Raw genomic sequence first — 21110 nt, forward strand, 5'->3', positions numbered from 1 at the left:
GAAAAAACATATGAAAATAGCCTGTTGGCTTGCTTGTAAATCTGATTTTATTACTTTTGCAACCGTTTGAAATCAGAATATTAAAGCAAAAATACGATGAAAATTAAATTCCTTAGTGTAATGCTTTTAGCTACAGGTATGATGCTATCTACCGCAGTTAAAGCAGAGAAAATAGAAAAAGAGGTGAAGAAAGAAGGGTATGTTTTTACCGATGTAAAAAGATTACCTGCAACCTCAGTTAAAAATCAGCACCGGTCTGGTACTTGTTGGTCTTTTTCTGGTTTGTCATTTATCGAATCGGAAATGATAAGAATGGGAAAACCAGCTACTGATTTGTCCGAAATGTTTGTGGTTTACAACTGTTATTCAGATAAGGCAATTAAGCATGTGCGATTAAACGGAAAATTTAACTTCGGTGGTGGAGGTGCATTTCATGATGTAACTTACGTGATGAAAAATTATGGTATTGTACCTGAAGGAGTTTACCAAGGTTTAAACTATGGAGAAGAAGGTCATACACATGGCGAGTTAGATGCTGTTTTGAATGATTATGTAGAGGCGGTAATTAAAAATAAAAACAGAAAAATTACGCCGGTTTGGCACAAAGGTTTTGATGGTGTTTTGGATGCTTATTTAGGCGAACTTCCTACTAAGTTTGAGTACGAAGGAAAAGAATTTACTCCAAAATCATTTGCTAACGACTTTGTTGGTGTAAACCCAGAAGATTATATTGAAATTTCATCTTATACTCATCATCCATTTTACGAGAAATTTATTATTGAGGTTCCTGATAATTGGTTGTGGGATGAGGTTTACAACGTGCCAATGAACGAAATGATGGAAATTATGGAAGGTGCAATTATGAATGGTTATACCATTGGTTGGGCTTCGGATGTAAGCGAAAAAGGTTTCGCATACCGAAAAGGAGTTGCAGTTGTACCTGGTGTTGATACTAAAAACATGACTGATTCGGAGATTTCTAAATGGGAAAATTTGTCGGAATCTGAACAAAATGGTAAATTATTTGATTTCGACGAACCTGGTACCGAAAAAGTAATTACTCAGGAAATGCGTCAGGAGGCATTCGATAATTATAATACTACTGATGATCATGGAATGCACATTGTTGGTATTGCTAAAGATCAGAAAGACAACAAATATTTTATCGTGAAAAACTCATGGGGTACCGATAATAATCCATACGAAGGATACTTTTATGCTTCCTACCCATTTGTTGCTTACAAAACCATGTCTTTTATGATTCATAAAGATGCTTTATCGAAAGGAATGAAGAAGAAATTAGGACTATAATTGTCTAATTGTTAAGATGGTAAAGCCTTGGTCGATTGACTAAGGCTTTTGTTTTTTACCTCTTTATAGGATAAATATTTTATAGGAATGGTAATAATCTTTATATTAGTGGCTGTTTATTAATGATGAAAGAAATAAAAATCCTTGCTAAGCGGGATTGATAATAACTTGAATGTAAAGATATTAATTATGAAAAAGATTTTTTTAGTTGCAGTAATCTGTATGTTTTCAAGTGCTTTATTCGCACAATTGTCTTCGCCGATAAGTTTTGGTTTACACACAGGATTGGTTAGCACGAAGATGGATTATAAGGATGCCTCTGTTAATAATATCAGAGAAGAAAGTAAAAACGGAATGATGATTGGTGCTTTTCTTCGAGTTAATTTAAACAAATGGTATTTGCAACCAGAATTGAATTACGTTACTAGAAAAGCAGAAGTGGTACTGGAAGGAATACCATTTGATTTAAAAACTAAAAGTTTGGATGTACCTATTTTATTGGGTTATAAAATTGTAAAATTACCTGCTTTTAAACTACGCGCATTTGCTGGTCCGGTTGCTTCATTTAAAATAGACGATAGCATAAAAAGTACTTTTGATGATAATATCGATGGTGACTTTAAGGACGCTGTTTGGAATGCAAAAGTTGGTGCTGGTGTTGACGTTTGGAAATTGACTTTAGATGTTGATTATGAATTTGGATTGTCTGATGTTTCTTCGGAATTCTTAAAGAAAAATAAAATGATGAATGTAACTTTAGGATTTAAATTATTCTAAAATTACACAATAATTGATAGGAAAAACTGCTGATTTCGATCAGTAGTTTTTTTTTGCGCGGAATATTTTTTTGGAATTGCTATATTTACAATTCTTCTAACTCTTGTTTAAATTCGATTTTAGCCATGCTACTAAGTTCCACCGAAAAAATAGAACTCCTAAAAAGTCTCGATTTCCTTGCAGAACAAGATGTTGCATCTTTAAAGTATTTGGCAGGATTGGTGGATGAACTAGAAATAGCGAAAGGCGATACCGTATTTTCTAAGGATGATTTAGGTGGGGCTGTTTATTTAATTGTAGAGGGTTGCATTCAGATTCATGATGAAGGACATGTTTTTATTGAGTTGAAAAAAGGAAAAAGTTTTGGTGAGTATGCGTTAATTAATACTGAAACTAGAACGGCATCTGCAAGTGCTAAATGCAATTCAATTCTTCTTCGATGTACTGTCGATCATATCAAACAGCTTGAAAATGAATTTAATTTGCGAATTATTGATAATGTGCTTCAGCCATTGCAAAATATTCGAAAAAGAATGGTGCTAAAAGACCTTTTGGAGGAAGAACTTACTACACAAAAGGCAACGATCGAAAAACAGAGAAAAGAATTAGAGGGGGTGAATGCTACAAAAGACAAATTCTTCTCGATTATTGCTCACGATTTAAAAAACCCGTTTGCTTCTTTAATTGGTGCTTCCGATTTATTGGTAGATAATGCCGATGAATTATCGCGGGAACAAGTAAAAACTTTCTCGGGAATTATAAATCAGTCGGCACGCCAGGCTTTTCGTTTGTTGGAAAATTTATTAACCTGGTCGCGAATGCAAACCGGAGCAATAGCATGGAAACCAAAAGAAATTGATTTATGGGATTTGGTGAACGAGGTGGTGATTCTGCACACCAGTAGTGCCGAAAATAAAAGTATCGATTTGCAGGCGACTGTTGATGAGGATTTAAGAATTTTTGCCGATCCAAACATGATTAATACTGTTGTTCGGAATTTAGTATCTAATGCCATAAAATTTACTCCACGGGGTGGGAGTATTATGGTCTCATCGAAGGTTGCAAACAATCAGGTTGAAATTTGCGTTACCGATTCGGGGGTAGGTATTGATGAATTGGAGCAAAAAAAACTTTTCAGAATCGACGAACAAATAACGAATTCGGGAACAGAAAATGAATCTGGAACTGGTTTGGGATTAATATTGTGCAAAGAATTTATCGAATTGCACAACGGAACTATTTGGGCCGAGAGTGAGTTGGGAAAAGGCAGTTCCTTTAAATTTTCGATTCCTATTTCTCAAGCTTCTTCGAAATAAATACTTAAACATTTCACGTAACATCTTTTTGTATTCTTTATTTGAGCTACATTGTTCTATTTTAGGGCATTCTTATTTTCTAAGTAAAGATTCTTGTATGAGGTATTTAAAGTATATCTTCTTCTCCGTGTTTTTGTTTGTTTCGATTCATGCTTTTTCGATAGAACGAAAGAAAATTTTGGTGTTACATTCCTATCATCAAGGTTTAAAGTGGACTGAGAATGTTAATGATGGGATTCAAGAGGTGATGGACTCATTAGGAAATAGGTTTGAATTAGACTACGAATATCTAGACACCAAAAGAAATCCATCCCAAGAATATCTCGATAAATTAATTGAACTTTACGATTTAAAATTACAGGGCGAGAAGTACGATGCTATTATTGTTTCTGATAATAATGCCTTATCCTTCGTGAAAAATCATGGCGATAAGTATTTTAGTAATACTCCTATTGTATTTTGTGGGATTAATCACTATCGAGACGAATTAATTGAGGGCATGACCAATATTACAGGTGTGGCCGAGGAGGTGGACTGGGATGGTGCTATTGATTTAATTCTGAAAACCCGACCAACTACCAAACAATTAGTGGTAATTAATGATAATAAAACAACAACAGCCAAGCTGAATAAGCTAATTATGCTGGAGTTGGAAATAAAGTATGCTTCGCAATTAAAGTTTAGTTATATAGAAGATGAAACGGTTCATGATCTTGTTGAAAACATTAAAACAATTGAAGGGGATACTGCAATTTTACTACTTACTTTTAATAAGGATAAAGAAGGTAAATTTGTAAGTTATCAGAATAATCTTGATTTGTTTGTTCCTGAAAGTAGAGTTCCGGTGTTTATTACATGGGCTTTTTTGGTTAGCGATGGAGTTGTTGGAGGGAAAGTAGTGAGTGGTAATCTTCATGGGAAAATGGCTGCGAACATGGTTAATCAGATTTTTTCGGGTGTGCCCGCCGATTCTATTCCAATTTTCCGGAAACCTTTGGATAGGTATGTGGTAAACTACGATGAAATTAGACGGTTTAATATCGATAAAAAAGTTCTTCCAGATAGTACCTTACTGGTAAATGCACCACAATCTTTTTATAGCGAGAACAAAGAATGGATTCAATTAATTGGAGGAATTTCATTTTTATCGGGGCTTATTATTTTGGTTTTATCAAGAGCAATTTTACGACGAATTAGAGCAGAAAGAGCTCTAATTATTGAGCAACATCGGTTGAAAATATCCGTAAAGCACGAACGATTAATTGGTTTAATTGGGCGCTTGTTGAATGCATCGGAAGATTTTAAAAATGTACTGGATGATGTGCTAAAATTGATGACCGATGAGCTGAATGTGGCAAGAATAAGTCTTTATTCCTTAGTGGGACCAACCAATACCGCAGTAAAAATAAAAAGTCGGATTTCTTTAAAAGGGAAAAATATAAAGGATGTTAATCAGTTTTACTTTACGGAAATTGATGAAATTATTTCGAGAGTGAAAATGAACAAGAGTATTGTTTCGCGCGATTTATCCAACTTAACAGAGAAAGAACAGGAATACTACAAAAAAAGAAATATTGGCGCTGTGGTTTTGCTCCCAGTAATGGTCGAAAATGAAGTAGTTGGTTTAATGGGATTTTCTCAAAATAAAGCCTATAATTGGTCTAGGGACGAAATAAGTATCTTTTTTTCTACCGTGAATATGATTGCCAATGCCTGGGAACGTAATTCGCTGATGAACGATAGAATTGAGGCAGAACAAAAGAATGTGGAAGCCTTACGAATGCTCGAAGAATCTTCACGCTTGGCCTCGATTGGAGTAATGGCAGCAGGAATTACACATGAAATAAATCAGCCCTTAAACGCAATTAAAATTACTGCCGATAGTGTCTTGTTCTGGCAAAAAAGAAATCCCGGACAACTACCCGAAATGTTTACCAGAAAAATTCAAACTATATCCGAGGGAACCACTCGAATAGATTCCATTATTAAGCACATGCGTACCTTTTGGGAGAAGCCACACGTATCCGAGCACGAATCTATTAACATGGTTGAAGGAGTCAATAGATCCTTATCACTGATAAAAAGGCAAGTGTCCGACCATAGTATTGAATTGATTGATGATTTGCCAAAGGTTGGCGTTCAGGTATATGCCAATTACATCCAGTTCGAACAAATTGTGGTTAATTTAATTGTGAATTCGATTAACTCTTTGGATAAGGTGCAGAAGGAGAATAAAAAGATTAAATTGAATGTTTATCAGGATTCTAAACATGGTGTACTGGAAATTCACGATAATGGAACTGGTATAGAATCGAGTATTCGGGAGAAAATTTACGATCCTTTATTTACTACCAGAGGAAATGAAAGTGGTAGCGGTTTAGGAATGGCGATTGTAAAAACATTTATCGATAGGTTTCAGGGAGAAATATCCGATTATAATAATGAAGAAGGCGGAGCAAGTTTTATTTTGCGTTTTAAATTGATGGAAAATAGCTAAACTGATAGTGGTAAGTGAAGTAGAGGAAGGAATATTAAATTAGAGAAAAATGAAAATTCTTATTGTTGATGATGATAAATCGAGTGGAACAGCTGTTGCTGAATTTATTGAGGAGCAGTTGGCTTATTCCATTCGCCTTTGTCATAACGGGGAAGAGGCATACAATGCACTAAAGAATGAGGATTTCCAAATGGTTATTTCTGATTTGAGGATGCCGGGGATTTCGGGATTGGATTTGCTGAAAAAAGTAAAGCTTTTGCCAAAAGGTGAAGAAATTGAGGTGGTGATTATGACCGGCTTTGGCGATATGGAAAGCTCTATTGAAGCATTACGAGGTGGAGCCTACGATTATTTGCTTAAACCTGTTAATATCGAAGAATTAGCTATTTTAATTGAACGTGTAGCCGAAAAAATTCAATTGAAAGAGGAGAACAAGGATTTAAAAGAAAATATAAAGCAAAGTATTTCTCGGGTAAGAAAAGAGGAAGCAGAGCGAATTCAATATTACGAGACTACCATTCGTGAAATTACGAGCGTCGGAAAAATTGGTGTTTTTTCGGATGTGATGCGGGGAGTGGTTCGTATGGCAGAACAATTTCATGAGGATCGTTCGGTTCCGGTTTTAATCGAGGGAGAAACAGGAACAGGAAAAGAAGTGGTGGCACGCTTGGTTCACTTCGGAAAATCGAGTGATATTACAAAGCCATTTATCTCGATAAATTGTTCGGCAATATCGCCAAGCCTTTTCGAGAGTGAGTTGTTTGGTTACGACGAGGGGGCTTTTACCGGAGCTCGTAAAGAAGGGAAACCTGGAAAATTAGAATTGGCGCAGGGAGGAACCTTATTTTTAGATGAAATTGGAGAAATGCCTTTGGATATGCAACCCAAATTACTGCGAGTACTGCAACAACGAGAAATGTATCGGGTAGGAGGTAGTAAACCTATTGATTTGGATGTTCGGGTAATTTTTGCAACCAACAGAAATTTGAAAGAAATGGTGGCCGAAAAAACATTTCGAAGCGATTTGTACTATCGCCTAAATACCGGTCGATTATATATTCCGCCATTGAGGGAGCGGAGGGAAGCTATTTTGTCGTTCTCTCAAATATTTTTGGATCAATACTCCAAGAAGCGCAACCGAAAATTTAGATTCATAAGTAAGGATGCAAAAAAAATGATGCAGGAATATTCTTGGCCAGGAAATATTAGGGAACTAAAAAATACAATCGAAAGGGCAACATTGCTTTTTAACGATTTGGAATTGAAACCAGAGCATTTACGATTTTTGCAGACCGACGATAATGAGCTTGAGTCGGTGGAGCAAGCTATTGTTTTGGGGCGAATTGTTTTGCCTGAAAATGAATTAAGAATTGAGCAATTAGAATTGGAAATTGTTCGCAAAGCATTAAAGAAGTTTGATGATAATAAATCAAAAACAGCCGAATATTTGGGAATCACCAGAAGTGCTCTTCGAAGTAGAATGAATAAATTATAAAGCATTCTATTATTTATACTCGTGTTTTTATGGCTTTGAATGGGGTAAAACCAGGTTTTTCGGGTGTGACATTTTTCCACAGATGTGTATTTTTTTCACAGGCATTTTGAGGCGAAAAGTGTTTAGAATGAAACACTTGTTCACTTTGGCATTTAATTTTGACGATACTGTTCAATTTTGAACAGTATCGCTCGTATTTCCTTTCTTCTAACTATTCGTTAAATTGCTCATCAGTAGCATTTTGGAAAAAGGTGCTTGGAAGCCTTCTATTTTACCGTTTTTTGGCATTCCTTTTGTTTTTAAATGGGGGATGTTTCATTTAAAAACAAAAGGTATGGAAGTAAAGACAGATACACAACGAGCAAATGTAATTTTTAAGAGAGATAATAAAGACCTTTTGGAATCATTTTTATCGAGTTCGAATGACTTAGGTCACGAATCGTTAACGGTGGATTACAAACTTTTTATTGAAGCTGCGAATAGGAAAAACGTTCAGTTTGAATTTATTCGTTTGAAAAGTTTTCGTCTAAATAAATCATCATTTGATATTAGTAATGCAAAAAATGCAATCATCGAAGCCGATTATGCCTTGGCAGATTCAGGGACACTGATTATCGATACTCGAGATCAGGATGTTTTATTAACTGTTTACCTGGCAGAAGTACTTCATGTGGTTGTTCCTGCAAGTAAAATTTTATACTCGATGGACGATTTTGAATTTATAAAAGGAAAGCGTGCCCTTAATTTAGGAGGCGGAATTGCAAGTGTTTCTATTTCTACATCCGATAAGGAAAATCGTTGTGACTCGAAGGTAATGCGCACCATCGTTTATGTGATTGAAGATTTATAGGTAATGCCAATTTAATAAGATGTATTTTGATATTAATTTGGTATAATACATAAAATTATAGCGTATTTGCAATGCGTACGTTGTTTAGGGTGAATGGTATTCACCCTTTTTTTATTCCCATTCTAGCCATAGTAAATAGTAAACCTACAGAAACAAGATCGTTTTTAGTGATCGTTAATATTGTATTTAATCGCAATATCATTCGCTGTTAAAAGGAAATAATATACTTTTGCAACATCCTATAAGAATATTTTATTGATTTGTAAACACATGAAAGAAGAACAATCATCCGAAAAATTTCAATCGGGGAAGGTGACCCTAATTGCGGCCTCGCACATGTTGCACGATATTTATTCTTCTTTTTTGGCATCGCTTCGTCCTTTACTGATCGAAAAATTTGGAATCACCTTAGCATTGGCCTCCATATGGGATTTAATTATGCGGGTGCCTTGGTTCTTAAATCCAGTAATTGGAATTATTGCAGAGCGAACTGCAGCAAGGTATTTTATTATTGTTACTCCTGCTATTACTGCCATTTGCATGAGTTTGCTGGGGGTAGCACCTTCTTTTACGATTATTTGCATACTGCTTTTTACCATGGGTATTAGCAGCGCGGTGTTTCATGTGCCGGCTCCAACAATGGTAAAACGCCTGTCGGGAGATCGTACCGGACGAGGCATGAGTTACTATATGTTTGGGGGAGAATTGGCACGAACCGCTGGTCCTTTAATTATTACTGCATCGGTTTCGTTTTGGGGACTCGAGGGAACCTGGAAATTGATTCCTTTTGGTTTAATTGCCTCTTTTATTTTATATCTAAAACTAAAAAATGTAAAAATATCGGAGGATTTAAAAAAGAAGGAAACCAGCAATGGGGATATCTTACCAACCTTAAAAAAATACATGCCCTTTTTTGCTGTTTTAATCGGGTTCACTCTTTTTCGAGCAATTATGAAATCGGGATTAACAGCATTTTTACCAACCTATTTTTATTCCGAAAAAGGAGAAACTTTATGGTTCGCTAATTCCGCTTTAGCAGTATTCCAATTAGCGGGTGCACTAGGAACAGTTTTGGCCGGAAGCATTTCCGATAGAGTAGGAAGAAGAACTACCTTAGTGGTAATTAGCCTAATTTCTCCAATAATGATGTTCCTTTTTATTAATACAGAAGGTTTGCTTTCGTTTGTCTTTTTAGTTTTGTTGGGCTTTTTTGTTTTTGCTCCCGGACCGGTACTAATCGCTTTAGTGCAAGATCGATCGAAACAGCTTCCGGTGTTTATGAATAGCATTTACATGACGGTTAATTTTATTTCTGCCGCTTTAGCAGTCTTTTTTGCGGGAGTAATGGGCGATTGGCTCGGACTCGAAAGAACTTATCTTATTTCTTCAATACTGGCACTTGGCGCAATTCCTTTTGCATTGCTGTTAAAAAAGAACTAGATTTTTATTTCCCCGGCAAGAGGTTTAAAATCAAAAATGTCCTTAGCCTAAGCCAGAGATGTTTCCTTTTCTTCAGTTGTATGTAGTTGTTAAAAAATTACTGCTCTAGTGTTTCCATTCTCTTAATATCCTTTAAATTTCACATGGAACTGTTTTGAATCATTCAGTCCATATTCTGCCTTTAAGTTCCAACTGTCATCGTATTTTTTTGTTATTCTTTCACATGAATAAACTATGATTAGCAAGATAATTAAATATAGATGTCTCATATTATTTTCTTGGGAACTGTACTTTAGAATTAGCTACAACATTGATTGTGTGGCAAGTAAGGTACTTTGGAGCACATGTCTATCAAGTTTTTATTGAGCCGAAGCTTTTGTTTTGGCACCACTGAAATGATTTTTTGGGTAGCAGCATCAAAAGCTTCGGAGGTGCTCCATAGAAGAACTGCCGTTCAAAAACCCGCTGTATGCATTATTTGTTATATAGATTGTTGTGTGTTGTTTTTTCTAATTCAACTTTACTCTTTTTTATAACTTCTAGTGTTTGACTTTCCTTAGAAATAAAATCACCACTAATCATCCCTAGTAAATTCATTACGTCCATAACTGTTGTTTTTGAATCAGATGAGATAAAATTATCATTGTATCTTTTTTGAAAGTCATTATAAGTACGCATTTGCCTATAAGCTTGTGAAATTATTTTAATCGTTTTAATGTTTAATTCTTGAAAAACACCGTTAATCTTTGCACTCTCGAAAATAACATCTTCATAATTAGTCGTCCCAACACCATCCCAATCATCTAATTCATAGAATTTTAATTCATCATACCGATAGTATTTTTTTTCTAAATCTTCAGGATGTACTTCATAGCAAATACTATCTAATTGAATTCCAATTTTCTTATGATATTCTAAGGACTCTTCAAATCTAAGTATATTAACATCAATCTCTTCTATGATCTGACAAAGAGCAACTTTTGTATTCTTGTCAGTTTTTTCTTGCGAATAGTATTGAGTTAATACTAATCCTAAAATCACTCCGAAAGTTACAATTAACGCCTCAATAACATATTTTATAAGGTCCTTCATTTTTATGTATAGTTTTAGTTTCATAAATAATTTCTCCAATAATTAAACGTTTAACTTTTTTTGTAAAAAATTCCTTATTAATCTTTTGAATTAGCTTTTCTCAATATTTTAATTCATTCATACTTAACAACGATATTCTGTAAAATTGTGACTAACGTCAAATTTAGTTAATATCAATTCCCTCAAAATTTGCTCATTAACTCAAGAGATTAACAGTTGGTGTATGAAGCGTTGGGCATTTTGAAGCACTTTCCTGTCAAGCCACAACAATTTTCTATTAAATGCAATATATTTCTAATTAGCCTCAATGCCCATGAAATTTAGCTTTTGTGTAGGCCCTGCATGAGTATGATCACACCCACCGTAAGGTCACCAAAAATGTTAAATATACAAATTTAGCATAAGCAAAGATTGTTTGGGGGGTGAATTTTTTTTTCAGAGGGTGTAAGTCCCTTATGCACTAGGGTGACACCTGGAAGCATTAGTCCCGAAATTTGGGAGCAAGGTGGTTGGGCTACGACGACGCCCTCTCGAATACTTTACTATAAAATTATTTTACGAGTCATTGCTCAGAGTCCAATTTTGAGAACGACCATTACACTTGAAAGGTTGAAGAAGCGAGGTTATGAATCTATGCTCGACATTTACAAACAAATCACGCCTATTAGACGTGATTCCATCGACGGTGCATGAAACCCGTGTTTTATTACCTACATCATCGTCTGATAAAGTGGATATTGAACAAATACAAACGCTTTAAGCGTAGCAAAGTGAAAGCTGTGAGATGGTTAAGGCATATCTGTAATTGTTATCCCAATTTATTTTATCATTGGACATTAGGTTATCAGTTGACCTAAGATTGAATTGACTGCATAATAAGAGCCGTATGAATTGAGAGATTCACTGCCTGTCCCGTTTTTACGGGATACGGTTCTGTGAGAAGTTAGGGGTGGAATTCCCCTAGCTTACTCGATTAGCTGCTGGTGTTCATTCGTTATCAATTAGTTATCAGTCTTTTGTAATCACAAATCAGCTCAACCGAAGTACTGCTGTTCCCGAAAAAAATAGTTTTTGGTTCGGCAAAAAGCCAAGACTATTTTAAGGAAAATTATATCTGATTTGTTATTTTCACCTTAGTCCTTTGTTGTATACAGCAGTTTTGTTGTTTTTAATCAATACTTCAATATTTGCTCATTCCTTATTATAATTTGAGTCAAATCTCATAATATCAAGCAACGACTTTATTGAAGGACTCTATTCAGGCTATTTTGCAGGCATTTATTCGTACTCAATAATAAACGCATATTTTTTCCACCCGAGCGAGGCATTCCATACGTGCCTGCATCATCCGAATAATCGCCCCATGTGGGTACCGATTGGTTTAATTCGCCAAACCCTATGGTTCTTTGGCTGTGTTGTTCACCCGAATTATTAGGTTGCGTATTATCACGGGGGTCTATATCAATTACGCCGTCGTCAAGATTTTGCGCCCAATTGGTATATTCCCATTTTTCGCCACTTAACCATTGCGAACCTTCTGTGGCGCTACCGAAGCATCTTGCTTAAAACCGCCTAAAGCAGGGAATTATAATTTCATAATGGTTGGCTTCATCCTTGGATGAACAAACGTGGGACTTTCAGTCCCAGTAAAACCTATGGACTTGCAGTCCATAGTGGTTTAGTTTTGATTTTTTTAGTTGAATATTTTCGAATAAGCACTAACGAGATTAATGCAGATAAACCATCGCTTACTACAAAAGAGACCCAAATACCGTTTAAGCCCCACATGTAGTTTAGGCCATATATTATAGGAACAAATAGCATTACTGGACGCAGAAAAGCGAAAAATGTAGCAATTCTTTTTTCGTGTAGCGCCTGAAAATAGCGGGTAGCCACTATTTGAACCATATAGAAAGGGATAGATAGAGCGAAAATTCGTAACCCTATTCGAGCAATATTAATGACATTCTCATTTCTGTCGATAAAAATCCCGATTATTGAATTTGGAAACAGTTCCAGTACAATTAATCCTAAAAATCCAGTTAAACTAACCAAAATCATGGCATATAGTAACGTTTTTCGACTGCGGTCGGGGCGTTTTGCACCAAAGTTAAAGCTCACAATGGGCTGCATACCATCCCCGGTTCCCAGAGCAATCATAAGAAAGATAACATTCACACTAAAAATAATTCCCATGGCCGCAACGGCAAAAGTTCCTCCCGACTGAAGCAGAGAATTGTTGGCAATTATATTTTGTATGCTACTGGCAACATCCATAACAAATGGAGCTAAACCCAATGAAAAAATGGGAAGAATCATGTTTTTTTGTATTCGAATATTTTTCCATTTTATTTTTATTAAGCTTTTACCACTGAGGTAGTATCTGAGTAAAAAGATAGCATTTGAGCTCTGTGCAATAACTGTTGCCAGAGCGGCTCCACGAATCCCCATCTGGAAGTATTTCATAAATACAAGGTCCAGGGAGACGTTTATAAGTGATGAAATTAAAATTAAGATTGCAGGTAAACGAGGATTTCCTTCGGCACGGCACGTAAACTCCAGCGCAATAAAAAAGGCAAAGGGAAACCCAAAGATGATTATCTGAAGATATTCGCCTGATAATTCGAGAAGCTCTCCCTGAGCACCAAAGGCGTGTAGTAAAGGTTTGTAAAACAGCAATCCGGCAGAAGTGAATAGAACAATGGTTATTAAAAGACCTGCCATCATCGTTCCAAGTGCTTTTTCTGCTTTTTTGGGACGTGATTCACCTAAAAATTTAGAGATTAAAACTCCTGTTCCGCTGCCGAACAAGAGGATAAAACCGAATTGAAAAAGAGAAATTGGAAAAGTTAAAGTTACCGCTGCTATGCCCTCTGCTCCTACAAATTGCCCCACAAATATACGGTCAACAATATTATAAAGTGCATTTATTAAAAGACCAAGTACAGCCGGTCCGGCATATGTTAAAAGGAGTTTAGGAATAGAATTTTCCTTAAGGGAATATGATGTGGTACTCATTTAATTTTTATTCTAATTTGTAATTTACTGATTTGTATTTAGTTAAACATCCGTTTCCCCCTGAGCGAAGGAAACGGATGATTGACTTTTAACTAACTGAATTGAATTTTTTATTCTCTTCCTCCACCTAAAGCCTGATACAGATTGATAACCGATTGAACCTGATCGTACCAATCGTTCGTTTCAGATAGTTGTGCATCCAGCAAATCTTCTTGAGCTGTTAGTACTTCTAAATATGTTGATGATGCTAATTGAAATAACTCACGTGTATAGAGCACCGAACGTTCAAGAGCCTCCAGTTGTTTGCTACGATCTTCTTGTTTTTGTATCGCCGTAGAATATTGAAATAGAGCGTTGCTTACTTCGCTTCCGGCATTCAACAGGCTCTGTTTAAAATCAAGTAAAGCTTCGTTTTGTAGAGACTTTGCTATTTTTAAATTTGCCTTATTTACCCCGCTACTGAAAATTGGAGCCGTTAACGAACCAATGGCACTGGATAAAAGTTCTCCAGGATTGGAAATAATTCCACCATTACTATTGGTCCATCCTGTTGAAGCACTTATAGTAACATTGGGGTAAAAAGCTGATCGCGCTACGTTGGTATTATAGAAAGCTGTAGCTAAGGCCATTTCGTACTGTTTTATATCGGGGCGATTCGCTAACATTTGTAAAGGAACACCAATCGATATCTGCTCTGGAAGCTTTATGGTTTGCCACTCGCCCCGTTTTATTGCCTGAGGCGCTTGTCCTAAGGTGATGGAAAGCGCATTCTCCATTTCACGTATCGACTGTTGTAAGTCGGAATAGGTGGTTTTTAACCCGTAATAACTTGCTTCACTTTGCGTAATGGAAGCTTCATCGGTCATGCCTGCTTCTTTTAAAGCTCGCATGCTTTCAATTCTGTCTTCCCAGCTTAAGATTGTTTTATTGGTAATATCCAGTTGCTTGTCGAGCATCAATAAGTAATAGTAACTATCTGCTATGCTGGCAATCAATTGAGTTTGTACGGCTTGTTTGTACGCCTGGCTTTGTTCAAAAGTTGTTTCAGCTCCTTTTTTTGTATTGCGTAAACCGCCAAACAAGGGAATCTGCCAGCTTGATGAAAGCCCTGATTCATGAGATTTTGATGTTGATCCATCGAAGTCAGATAGCGTCCCCGTTGAAGAAAAGGACAAATCGGGTGTGTAGGCTAAACGAGCCGATGAAAGTGATGCCTCAGCTTGCTCAATCCGAAGCAATGCCGTTTGTAAATCTACATTGGCTTCCAGGCCCTGTTCAATAAGCGCTTGTAATTGAGAGTCAGTGAATAGCTCTCTCCAGGGAAGATTCCCTAAATTAACACTATCCTCAGGCATTACAGCATCAATGGAATTGGTGTCGCGATAGAGATTTTCTGTTGTGACTTCAGGAGTCTCAAATGTTTTATATACCGAACAGCTGCTTAGCAGTACTATGCCGATAAAATATATGATTATCTTTTTCATTCGTTTAAAATTAGAACCAAGACACAAGAATCAAGACAAAGGACTTAATCATTCTCCTTTGTGTTTAAACTCTTTAATCATGGTTGTTTCATTTTGTGTTTTTTATTGTGCGATACTTGCATTCTCGGTAGCAGTTTGGGTAAAATCCTCATTCAAGGGTTTAAACTTCTCCTGAATTTTTTGGAAGATTACAAACAATGCAGGTGTAATAAATATCTGACAAATAGTTCCAATAAGCATTCCTCCAACAGAGCCTGCACCCAAGGCTGTATTACCGTTAGCCCCAACACCAGAAGCAAACATCATAGGAAGTAGACCAATAATTAAAGCTAGAGAAGTCATTAAAATTGGACGTAAACGTTTACCGGCGGCGTCAATTGCAGCATCTATAATGCTCATCCCTTTATTGCGGCTGGCAACAGCGTATTCAACAATTAATATGGAATTTTTGGCAAGTAAACCAATAAGCATAATAAGTGCCATTTGCATATAAATACTATTCGATATTCCCATAATATTGGCAAATATTAAACTGCCTCCCAAACCAAACGGAATAGAAAGAATAATTACAATTGGAAGAATATAGCTTTCGTACTGCATGCTTAATAATAGGTAAATAAATATTAACACAATAGCTAAAATAATTGCGGTAGCATTTGAACTGGTACCACTCTCTTCGCGTGTCATTCCTGAGAATTCGAAACCATATCCTGTAGGGAGTTCTTTTGCTACTTCTTGAATAGCAGCAATAGCCTCACCAGAACTGGCTTCTGCAGATGGAGATCCCATAATACTAATTGAGGTGAATAGGTTAAAGCGATTGATACTGGCAGGGCCATAAACTTTCTCTAGTTCAACAAACTGTGTTATAGGAGCCATCTCTGTTCCATTTCTCACCATTATCTTATTCAAGGTCTCTTTATTAGTTCTATAATCAGGTGCTGCCTGAATCATTACACGGTATAGTTTTCCAAATCGATTGAAATTAGAGGCATAAAGACCACCATAATACCCCTGTAGCGTTGTTAGTACATCGTCTGGACTGATGCCTGCAATTTTACATTTCTCTACATCAACATTTACCATATATTGTGGATATGATGGATTGAAAGAGGTACGAGCTATTTGAATTTCAGGACGAGCATTTACTTTTTCAAGAAACTCTTGTGCTACCTCATTAAAGCTATTTAAATCGCCACCAGTCTTGTCTTGTAGCTGAAGTTCAAATCCACTACTTGTGCTATAGCCAGGAATCATTGCAGGTTCAAAAAATATAACCTGAGAATTTTTTAGTTTCTTTGAAACTTCTTGGCGCAATAAATTTATAATATCAGCAGCACTTTCATCATCACTACGCTCACTCCAATCTTTCAAATTGCAAATCATCATACCATTGTTAGTACCTGATCCATCAATCATACTGGTACCTGTATTAAGGAAGTAAGCGTTTACACTTGGAACCGCTTCTATAATTTCAGAAAGCTTGTCCATTTCAATTTTAGTCTTCTCTAAGGAAGTACCTACAGGTAACGTAACTGCGGCAAATACTGTCCCCTGATCCTCGTCTGGAACCATTGCTGTTGGCGTAATATTTAATAGATAAACAAATAAAAAGATTGAGGCAGCCACCATCACTCCACTAGTAGTTTTATGCTTTATAAAGAAGGCAACTCCTTTTTTATATTTACTAACAAGATTATTGAAGTTATCATTAAATGACGTGTGGAAGCGTTGAACGAATGTAGATTTTTTATTAGGATCCTCTTTGTGAGGTTTTAGTAAAATCGCACATAAGGCCGGGCTTAAGGTAAGTGCATTTATTGCCGAAATTCCAATGGCAAAAGCCAAGGTTAAGCCCATTTGCTTATAAAATACACCTGTTGTTCCACTCATAAAACTAACAGGAATAAAAATAGACATCATCACTAAAGTGATAGAAACAATAGCCCCAGAAATCTCACTCATCGCATCGATAGAAGCTTGTTTTGCCGACTGATAGCCAGATTCAAGCTTTGCTTGCACAGCTTCAACAACCACAATGGCATCATCTACAACAATAGCAATAGCAAGTACTAATGCACAAAGCGTAAGTAGATTAATACTGAATCCAAATACCCAAAGGCAAAAGAAGGTACCAATTAAGGCAACAGGAATAGCAAAAGTTGGGATAAGTGTTAATTTAAAATCTTGTAAGAAAATATAGGTAACAAGAACAACTAGAAGGAAAGCTTCGAGTAATGTTCTAAGTACTTCCCAAATGGAAGCATATAAGAAATCGTTGGTATTAAGTAATGTTACCACCTCAACTCCTGCAGGGAAATCTGCCTTAGCCTCTTCTAAAAAGGTTGCCACAGCATTGTTAATATCCATAGCATTAGACCCTGCTACTTGATATACCATAGCTGTCTGCCCTATATGTCCATTTGTTTCACCCAATATATTATTACCTAATCGAGCTAATTCCACGGTAGCAATATCACCTAGGTGCAATACTTCGCCATCTTCTGTAGCGGTAATTACAATGTCTTCAAATTCTGTTTCTGTTTGTAAACGTCCTTTATACCTCAGTGTATACTGAAAGGCTTGATTACCTTGTTCTCCAAATTGACCAGGAGCAGCTTCAATATTTTGTTCATCTAGCGCAGTAACAACATCACTAGGTATAAGATGGTTTAGAGCCATAATATCAGGTTTAAGCCAAATACGCATAGAATAGTTATAGCCCATAACATCTACATCACCAACTCCACTGATTCGCTTTATTTCTGGTACAATGTTAATTTTCATATAGTTCTCGATAAATGCTATATCGTGTTGATCATTTGCACTATATAAACTAAAAGCTGTAAGCATACTCGTTTGTTGCTTGCTAGTAGAAACACCTACTTGCGTAACCTCCGAAGGTAAAAGGGCTTGAGCTTTAGAAACTCTATTCTGAACATTTACAGCAGCCATATCAGGATCGGTTCCTTGTTTAAAAACAACCGAAATGCTTGCCGTTCCAGAATTTGAGGCTGTTGAAGTAATGTAGTCCATGTTTTCTACACCATTTATCTCTTCCTCTAAAGGTGCAATAACACTATTTAATACTGCTTGAGCACTTGCTCCAGTGTATTCGGTAGATACCGTAATAGTTGGAGGAGCAATATCTGGGTATTGTGATATTGGTAGAGACTCTAATCCCAAAATTCCAAGTATTACAATAAATATGGATATAGCCGTAGATAGTACGGGACGGGTAATAAATTTATCGAATGTCATTGCTATATTGTTTTAGTTATCGCTTTTATAGTTGAACCATTATGAATAGAACTAATTCCTTCAGTAACAATTTTATCTCCTTTGCTTAAACCTTTTGTTACAGCATATTTACTCCCATCGTTTAATGGATATATTTCAATTTCTTGAGTTGATACTGTTGAATTTTCATTTACGATATAAACAAATATTTTATTTTGTATCTCGAATGTAGCACCTTGCGGAATTAGTAAACAATCCTCAATTGTGTATGGTAAAATTACAGAAGCACTTCCTCCGCTACGTAAAATGCCACTTTTGTTGGGAAAAGAAGCACGAATACTGGCGGAACCGGTGGACTGATCAATGGTTCCACTTATAGTTTCTATAGTTCCAGGCTCAGAATAGATTTGCCCATCACTAAGTTTTAACTCTATTTCAGGCATATTATTAATAATATCTTGTGTTGAGCTATTATCTTCAGATAAAAAAAGAAGTTTCTTCTCGGTAAGAGAAAAGTTGGCATACATGGTCGTGAATTCAGAAACAGTTGTCATAGCATCAGTCATTGTTGGGCTTACCAAGGCTCCAATACGATATGATATCTTCCCTATAATTCCATCTGAAGGGCTCGTTATACGTGTGTAGGATAGATTTTTTTGAGCACTCACTAATTCCGCCTTTGCTAGAGCCAGTTGAGCATTACAACTACCCAATTCGTTTTCTGAAAGCTGTAGCTCATAGGCGCTTATAATATTTCTATCTGCTAACGATTTTTTATTTTTAGCTGTTAGCTTAGCTGTTGCTACATCAGCTTCTGCAACAGCAACATTGGCTTTCGCTACATTTACAGCCTCTTGATATTGCACTTGATCTATCTGAAACAAAACCTGACCGTTTTTTACTATTGATCCTTCATCCACATTTACTTTAGTGATAAAACCCGTTATTTGCGGGCGAATATCAATGTCTTGCTTACCTTTTATTGTTGCCGAAAAGGATTCGTAGAACTCCTCTGTACTTGGCTTAACTTCCATTACCGATAATTCAGGAGTCTGTCTCTCTCTATTATCTTGCTTTTGATTGCACGAAGCGAGAACAATTATGCCTAAACACAGTGAGATGATACTTCTTAATTTGCTAATTTGAATATTCATATCTTTTATTTTACCAATCCATATAACCAAGCTAGATATAGCATGGCTTCTTTCTTTATTTATTGGAAGTAAAAGTAATGGCTTGTAATCTTATATTGCACATTGTAATTTAGGATAAATAGATTACTATTTAGGTTTTTTTGTATATTTGAGTAAAAAAGAGCAACCATGAAAATCTACGATAACATTAAGGAGTATTTTTTGAATGCTAGTTCAGAGGCTAATGATTATTCAAATCAATTCTATATCAGATCAATAAAAGAAGATAGAATTAAAAATGCAAAGCCTGATGAGATTTATATTGAACCGCATAAAAGAGATTTTTTTGAAATAGCTGTGTTGCTGCGAAATACTAAAAGCATTCAAATTGGGGATCAAACACTTCCAGAAATGGAAAGAAGCTTGGCGATTGTTTCCCCTTTCCAAATCATAAATTTCGAAGATAAATCTCCCAATGATATGGATGATGGATATGTTATTTGTTTTAAAGCGTCTCTATTTCATCGTCTAAATCAATCCTACGAGGTACAAAATGAATTTCCATTTTTTAAAATTCATACTTTACCATTGTACCATCTTTCAGAGGATGATTTTTGTGAAATTCTAAGTATTATTGAAGAAATATATCGAGAATCAAGAGGCAATAAAATTAATAGTTTGGAAGTGGTTCGATCTTTACTGCTAATTTTTTTATATAAGGTGAAGAGAATTACTCAAGAGAATGAGGGCATTGTAACAATGAATCGGTTCGATGCGATTATGTCGAAATTTGAATATGAAATTCTTTCCGGAAAGGATGGCTTTTTATCGGTGAATGAATATGCTTCCAAATTGAATATTAGTCCGATTTATTTGAGTGAATGTGTGAAAAAAGCCACGGGCAAAAGTGCGCAGAAAGTTATTATTGATTATAAAATTTTGCATGCACAAACATTGCTTCATCATATGGAAAAATCAATTTCTGATGTTGCCGAGATCTTAGGTTTTAACGAAGTTGCCAATTTCAACCAGTTTTTTAAACGCAATACAGGAATGACAGCTACACAGTTTAGGAGAAGAGGACAATTAGAATAGCCCTTTGTTTTTTGGTTGGCCTGTGTGTTAGCAAAAACTAATTTTGTCTTGCACCAAACTTCAAACAATGAGTCAATATTTTCTATCCGCTTGTTCAAATTTTATAATCAGGTTACAATGTTCGATTTCGTCTCGTTCACACTTGTAGCTAACGGCAGTCTGTCTAAAAACTCAACAAACTGCTCAAGTAAGTGTTAAATATAGCTGTTTTAAGGATACATAAAAATTGATATTACTTTTATTTTCTGACAGAAACCAAGTTCTTATTTTGGCTAATTTCAACCCTAAGAGCTCCATTAATTCAAGAAAGTAAGATAATAGCTGTTTTGCCCATTTTATCAGGGCTTTTATGCCAACAATAT

The 21110-nt window shown here is 35.9% G+C and carries 13 protein-coding genes; 8 read left to right on the forward strand and 5 right to left on the reverse strand.

Going from position 1 to position 21110, the window contains the following annotated elements:
• Positions 1 to 96 precede the first annotated feature (96 nt).
• The 7 genes from BZG02_RS17610 to BZG02_RS17640 all read left to right on the forward strand — a co-directional run bounded on the left by BZG02_RS17610 (position 97) and on the right by BZG02_RS17640 (position 9686).
• A complete protein-coding gene (locus BZG02_RS17610; RefSeq protein ID WP_101263071.1) occupies positions 97 to 1311 on the forward strand; it encodes a C1 family peptidase in 1215 nt (404 codons plus the stop codon).
• Positions 1312 to 1500: 189 nt separating this feature from the next.
• On the forward strand, positions 1501 to 2088 hold the full coding sequence (locus BZG02_RS17615) for a porin family protein (RefSeq protein WP_101263072.1): 588 nt from the start codon (positions 1501 to 1503) through the stop codon (positions 2086 to 2088).
• A 125-nt stretch (positions 2089 to 2213) separates the two neighbouring features.
• A complete protein-coding gene (locus BZG02_RS17620; RefSeq protein WP_101263073.1) occupies positions 2214 to 3404 on the forward strand; it encodes an ATP-binding protein in 1191 nt (396 codons plus the stop codon).
• A gap of 97 nt (positions 3405 to 3501) precedes the next feature.
• The gene (locus tag BZG02_RS17625; protein ID WP_101263074.1) at positions 3502 to 5901 is read left to right on the forward strand and encodes an ABC transporter substrate binding protein; all 2400 of its coding nucleotides are present in this window, start codon (positions 3502 to 3504) and stop codon (positions 5899 to 5901) included.
• Positions 5902 to 5950: 49 nt separating this feature from the next.
• Complete coding sequence (locus BZG02_RS17630) at positions 5951 to 7396, forward strand: sigma-54-dependent transcriptional regulator (protein WP_101263075.1); 1446 nt, start codon at positions 5951 to 5953, stop codon at positions 7394 to 7396.
• 334 nt (positions 7397 to 7730) lie between these two features.
• Positions 7731 to 8246 (forward strand): LUD domain-containing protein, encoded by a 516-nt coding sequence (locus BZG02_RS17635; RefSeq protein WP_180335774.1) that lies wholly within the window; start codon positions 7731 to 7733, stop codon positions 8244 to 8246.
• Between the two features lie 270 nt (positions 8247 to 8516).
• Positions 8517 to 9686: an MFS transporter gene (locus tag BZG02_RS17640; RefSeq protein ID WP_101263077.1), complete on the forward strand. Its 1170-nt coding sequence runs from the start codon at positions 8517 to 8519 to the stop codon at positions 9684 to 9686.
• A gap of 474 nt (positions 9687 to 10160) precedes the next feature.
• Here the strand turns inward: BZG02_RS17640 and BZG02_RS17645 are convergent, their stop codons facing one another.
• The 5 genes from BZG02_RS17645 to BZG02_RS17675 form a co-directional block, all read right to left on the reverse strand.
• The gene (locus BZG02_RS17645) at positions 10161 to 10778 is read right to left on the reverse strand and encodes a hypothetical protein (protein WP_143470507.1); all 618 of its coding nucleotides are present in this window, start codon (positions 10776 to 10778) and stop codon (positions 10161 to 10163) included.
• A 1653-nt stretch (positions 10779 to 12431) separates the two neighbouring features.
• Positions 12432 to 13796, reverse strand: a complete 1365-nt coding sequence (locus BZG02_RS17660) for an MATE family efflux transporter (RefSeq protein ID WP_101263080.1) — start codon at positions 13794 to 13796, stop codon at positions 12432 to 12434.
• 110 nt (positions 13797 to 13906) lie between these two features.
• Positions 13907 to 15280, reverse strand: coding sequence for a TolC family protein (locus BZG02_RS17665; RefSeq protein WP_101263081.1), 1374 nt, complete (start codon positions 15278 to 15280; stop codon positions 13907 to 13909).
• 102 nt (positions 15281 to 15382) lie between these two features.
• Positions 15383 to 18541: an efflux RND transporter permease subunit gene (locus BZG02_RS17670; RefSeq protein WP_101263082.1), complete on the reverse strand. Its 3159-nt coding sequence runs from the start codon at positions 18539 to 18541 to the stop codon at positions 15383 to 15385.
• 2 nt (positions 18542 to 18543) lie between these two features.
• On the reverse strand, positions 18544 to 19674 hold the full coding sequence (locus BZG02_RS17675; RefSeq protein ID WP_101263083.1) for an efflux RND transporter periplasmic adaptor subunit: 1131 nt from the start codon (positions 19672 to 19674) through the stop codon (positions 18544 to 18546).
• A 168-nt stretch (positions 19675 to 19842) separates the two neighbouring features.
• On the opposite strand from BZG02_RS17675, the gene BZG02_RS17680 reads away from it, so the two are divergent.
• Positions 19843 to 20748 carry an AraC family transcriptional regulator gene (locus tag BZG02_RS17680; protein WP_101263084.1) on the forward strand — a complete coding sequence of 302 codons (906 nt, stop codon included), beginning with the start codon at positions 19843 to 19845 and terminating at the stop codon, positions 20746 to 20748.
• The last annotated feature ends 362 nt before the right edge of the window (positions 20749 to 21110 follow it).

The sequence above is a fragment of the Labilibaculum filiforme genome (assembly GCF_002843315.1).
Taxonomy (GTDB): Bacteria; Bacteroidota; Bacteroidia; order Bacteroidales; family Marinifilaceae; genus Labilibaculum; species Labilibaculum filiforme.

What these genes read in the sequence shown, in the direction of transcription:
- BZG02_RS17670 (WP_101263082.1), bottom strand. Translation starts at nt 18,541, where the DNA reads ATGACATTCGATAAATTTATTACCCGTCCCGTACTATCTACGGCTATA.
- BZG02_RS17615 (WP_101263072.1), top strand. Translation starts at nt 1,501, where the DNA reads ATGAAAAAGATTTTTTTAGTTGCAGTAATCTGTATGTTTTCAAGTGCT.
- BZG02_RS17610 (WP_101263071.1), top strand. Translation starts at nt 97, where the DNA reads ATGAAAATTAAATTCCTTAGTGTAATGCTTTTAGCTACAGGTATGATG.
- BZG02_RS17675 (WP_101263083.1), bottom strand. Translation starts at nt 19,674, where the DNA reads ATGAATATTCAAATTAGCAAATTAAGAAGTATCATCTCACTGTGTTTA.
- BZG02_RS17665 (WP_101263081.1), bottom strand. Translation starts at nt 15,280, where the DNA reads ATGAAAAAGATAATCATATATTTTATCGGCATAGTACTGCTAAGCAGC.
- BZG02_RS17635 (WP_180335774.1), top strand. Translation starts at nt 7,731, where the DNA reads ATGGAAGTAAAGACAGATACACAACGAGCAAATGTAATTTTTAAGAGA.
- BZG02_RS17620 (WP_101263073.1), top strand. Translation starts at nt 2,214, where the DNA reads ATGCTACTAAGTTCCACCGAAAAAATAGAACTCCTAAAAAGTCTCGAT.
- BZG02_RS17645 (WP_143470507.1), bottom strand. Translation starts at nt 10,778, where the DNA reads ATGAAGGACCTTATAAAATATGTTATTGAGGCGTTAATTGTAACTTTC.
- BZG02_RS17640 (WP_101263077.1), top strand. Translation starts at nt 8,517, where the DNA reads ATGAAAGAAGAACAATCATCCGAAAAATTTCAATCGGGGAAGGTGACC.
- BZG02_RS17680 (WP_101263084.1), top strand. Translation starts at nt 19,843, where the DNA reads ATGAAAATCTACGATAACATTAAGGAGTATTTTTTGAATGCTAGTTCA.
- BZG02_RS17625 (WP_101263074.1), top strand. Translation starts at nt 3,502, where the DNA reads ATGAGGTATTTAAAGTATATCTTCTTCTCCGTGTTTTTGTTTGTTTCG.
- BZG02_RS17660 (WP_101263080.1), bottom strand. Translation starts at nt 13,796, where the DNA reads ATGAGTACCACATCATATTCCCTTAAGGAAAATTCTATTCCTAAACTC.
- BZG02_RS17630 (WP_101263075.1), top strand. Translation starts at nt 5,951, where the DNA reads ATGAAAATTCTTATTGTTGATGATGATAAATCGAGTGGAACAGCTGTT.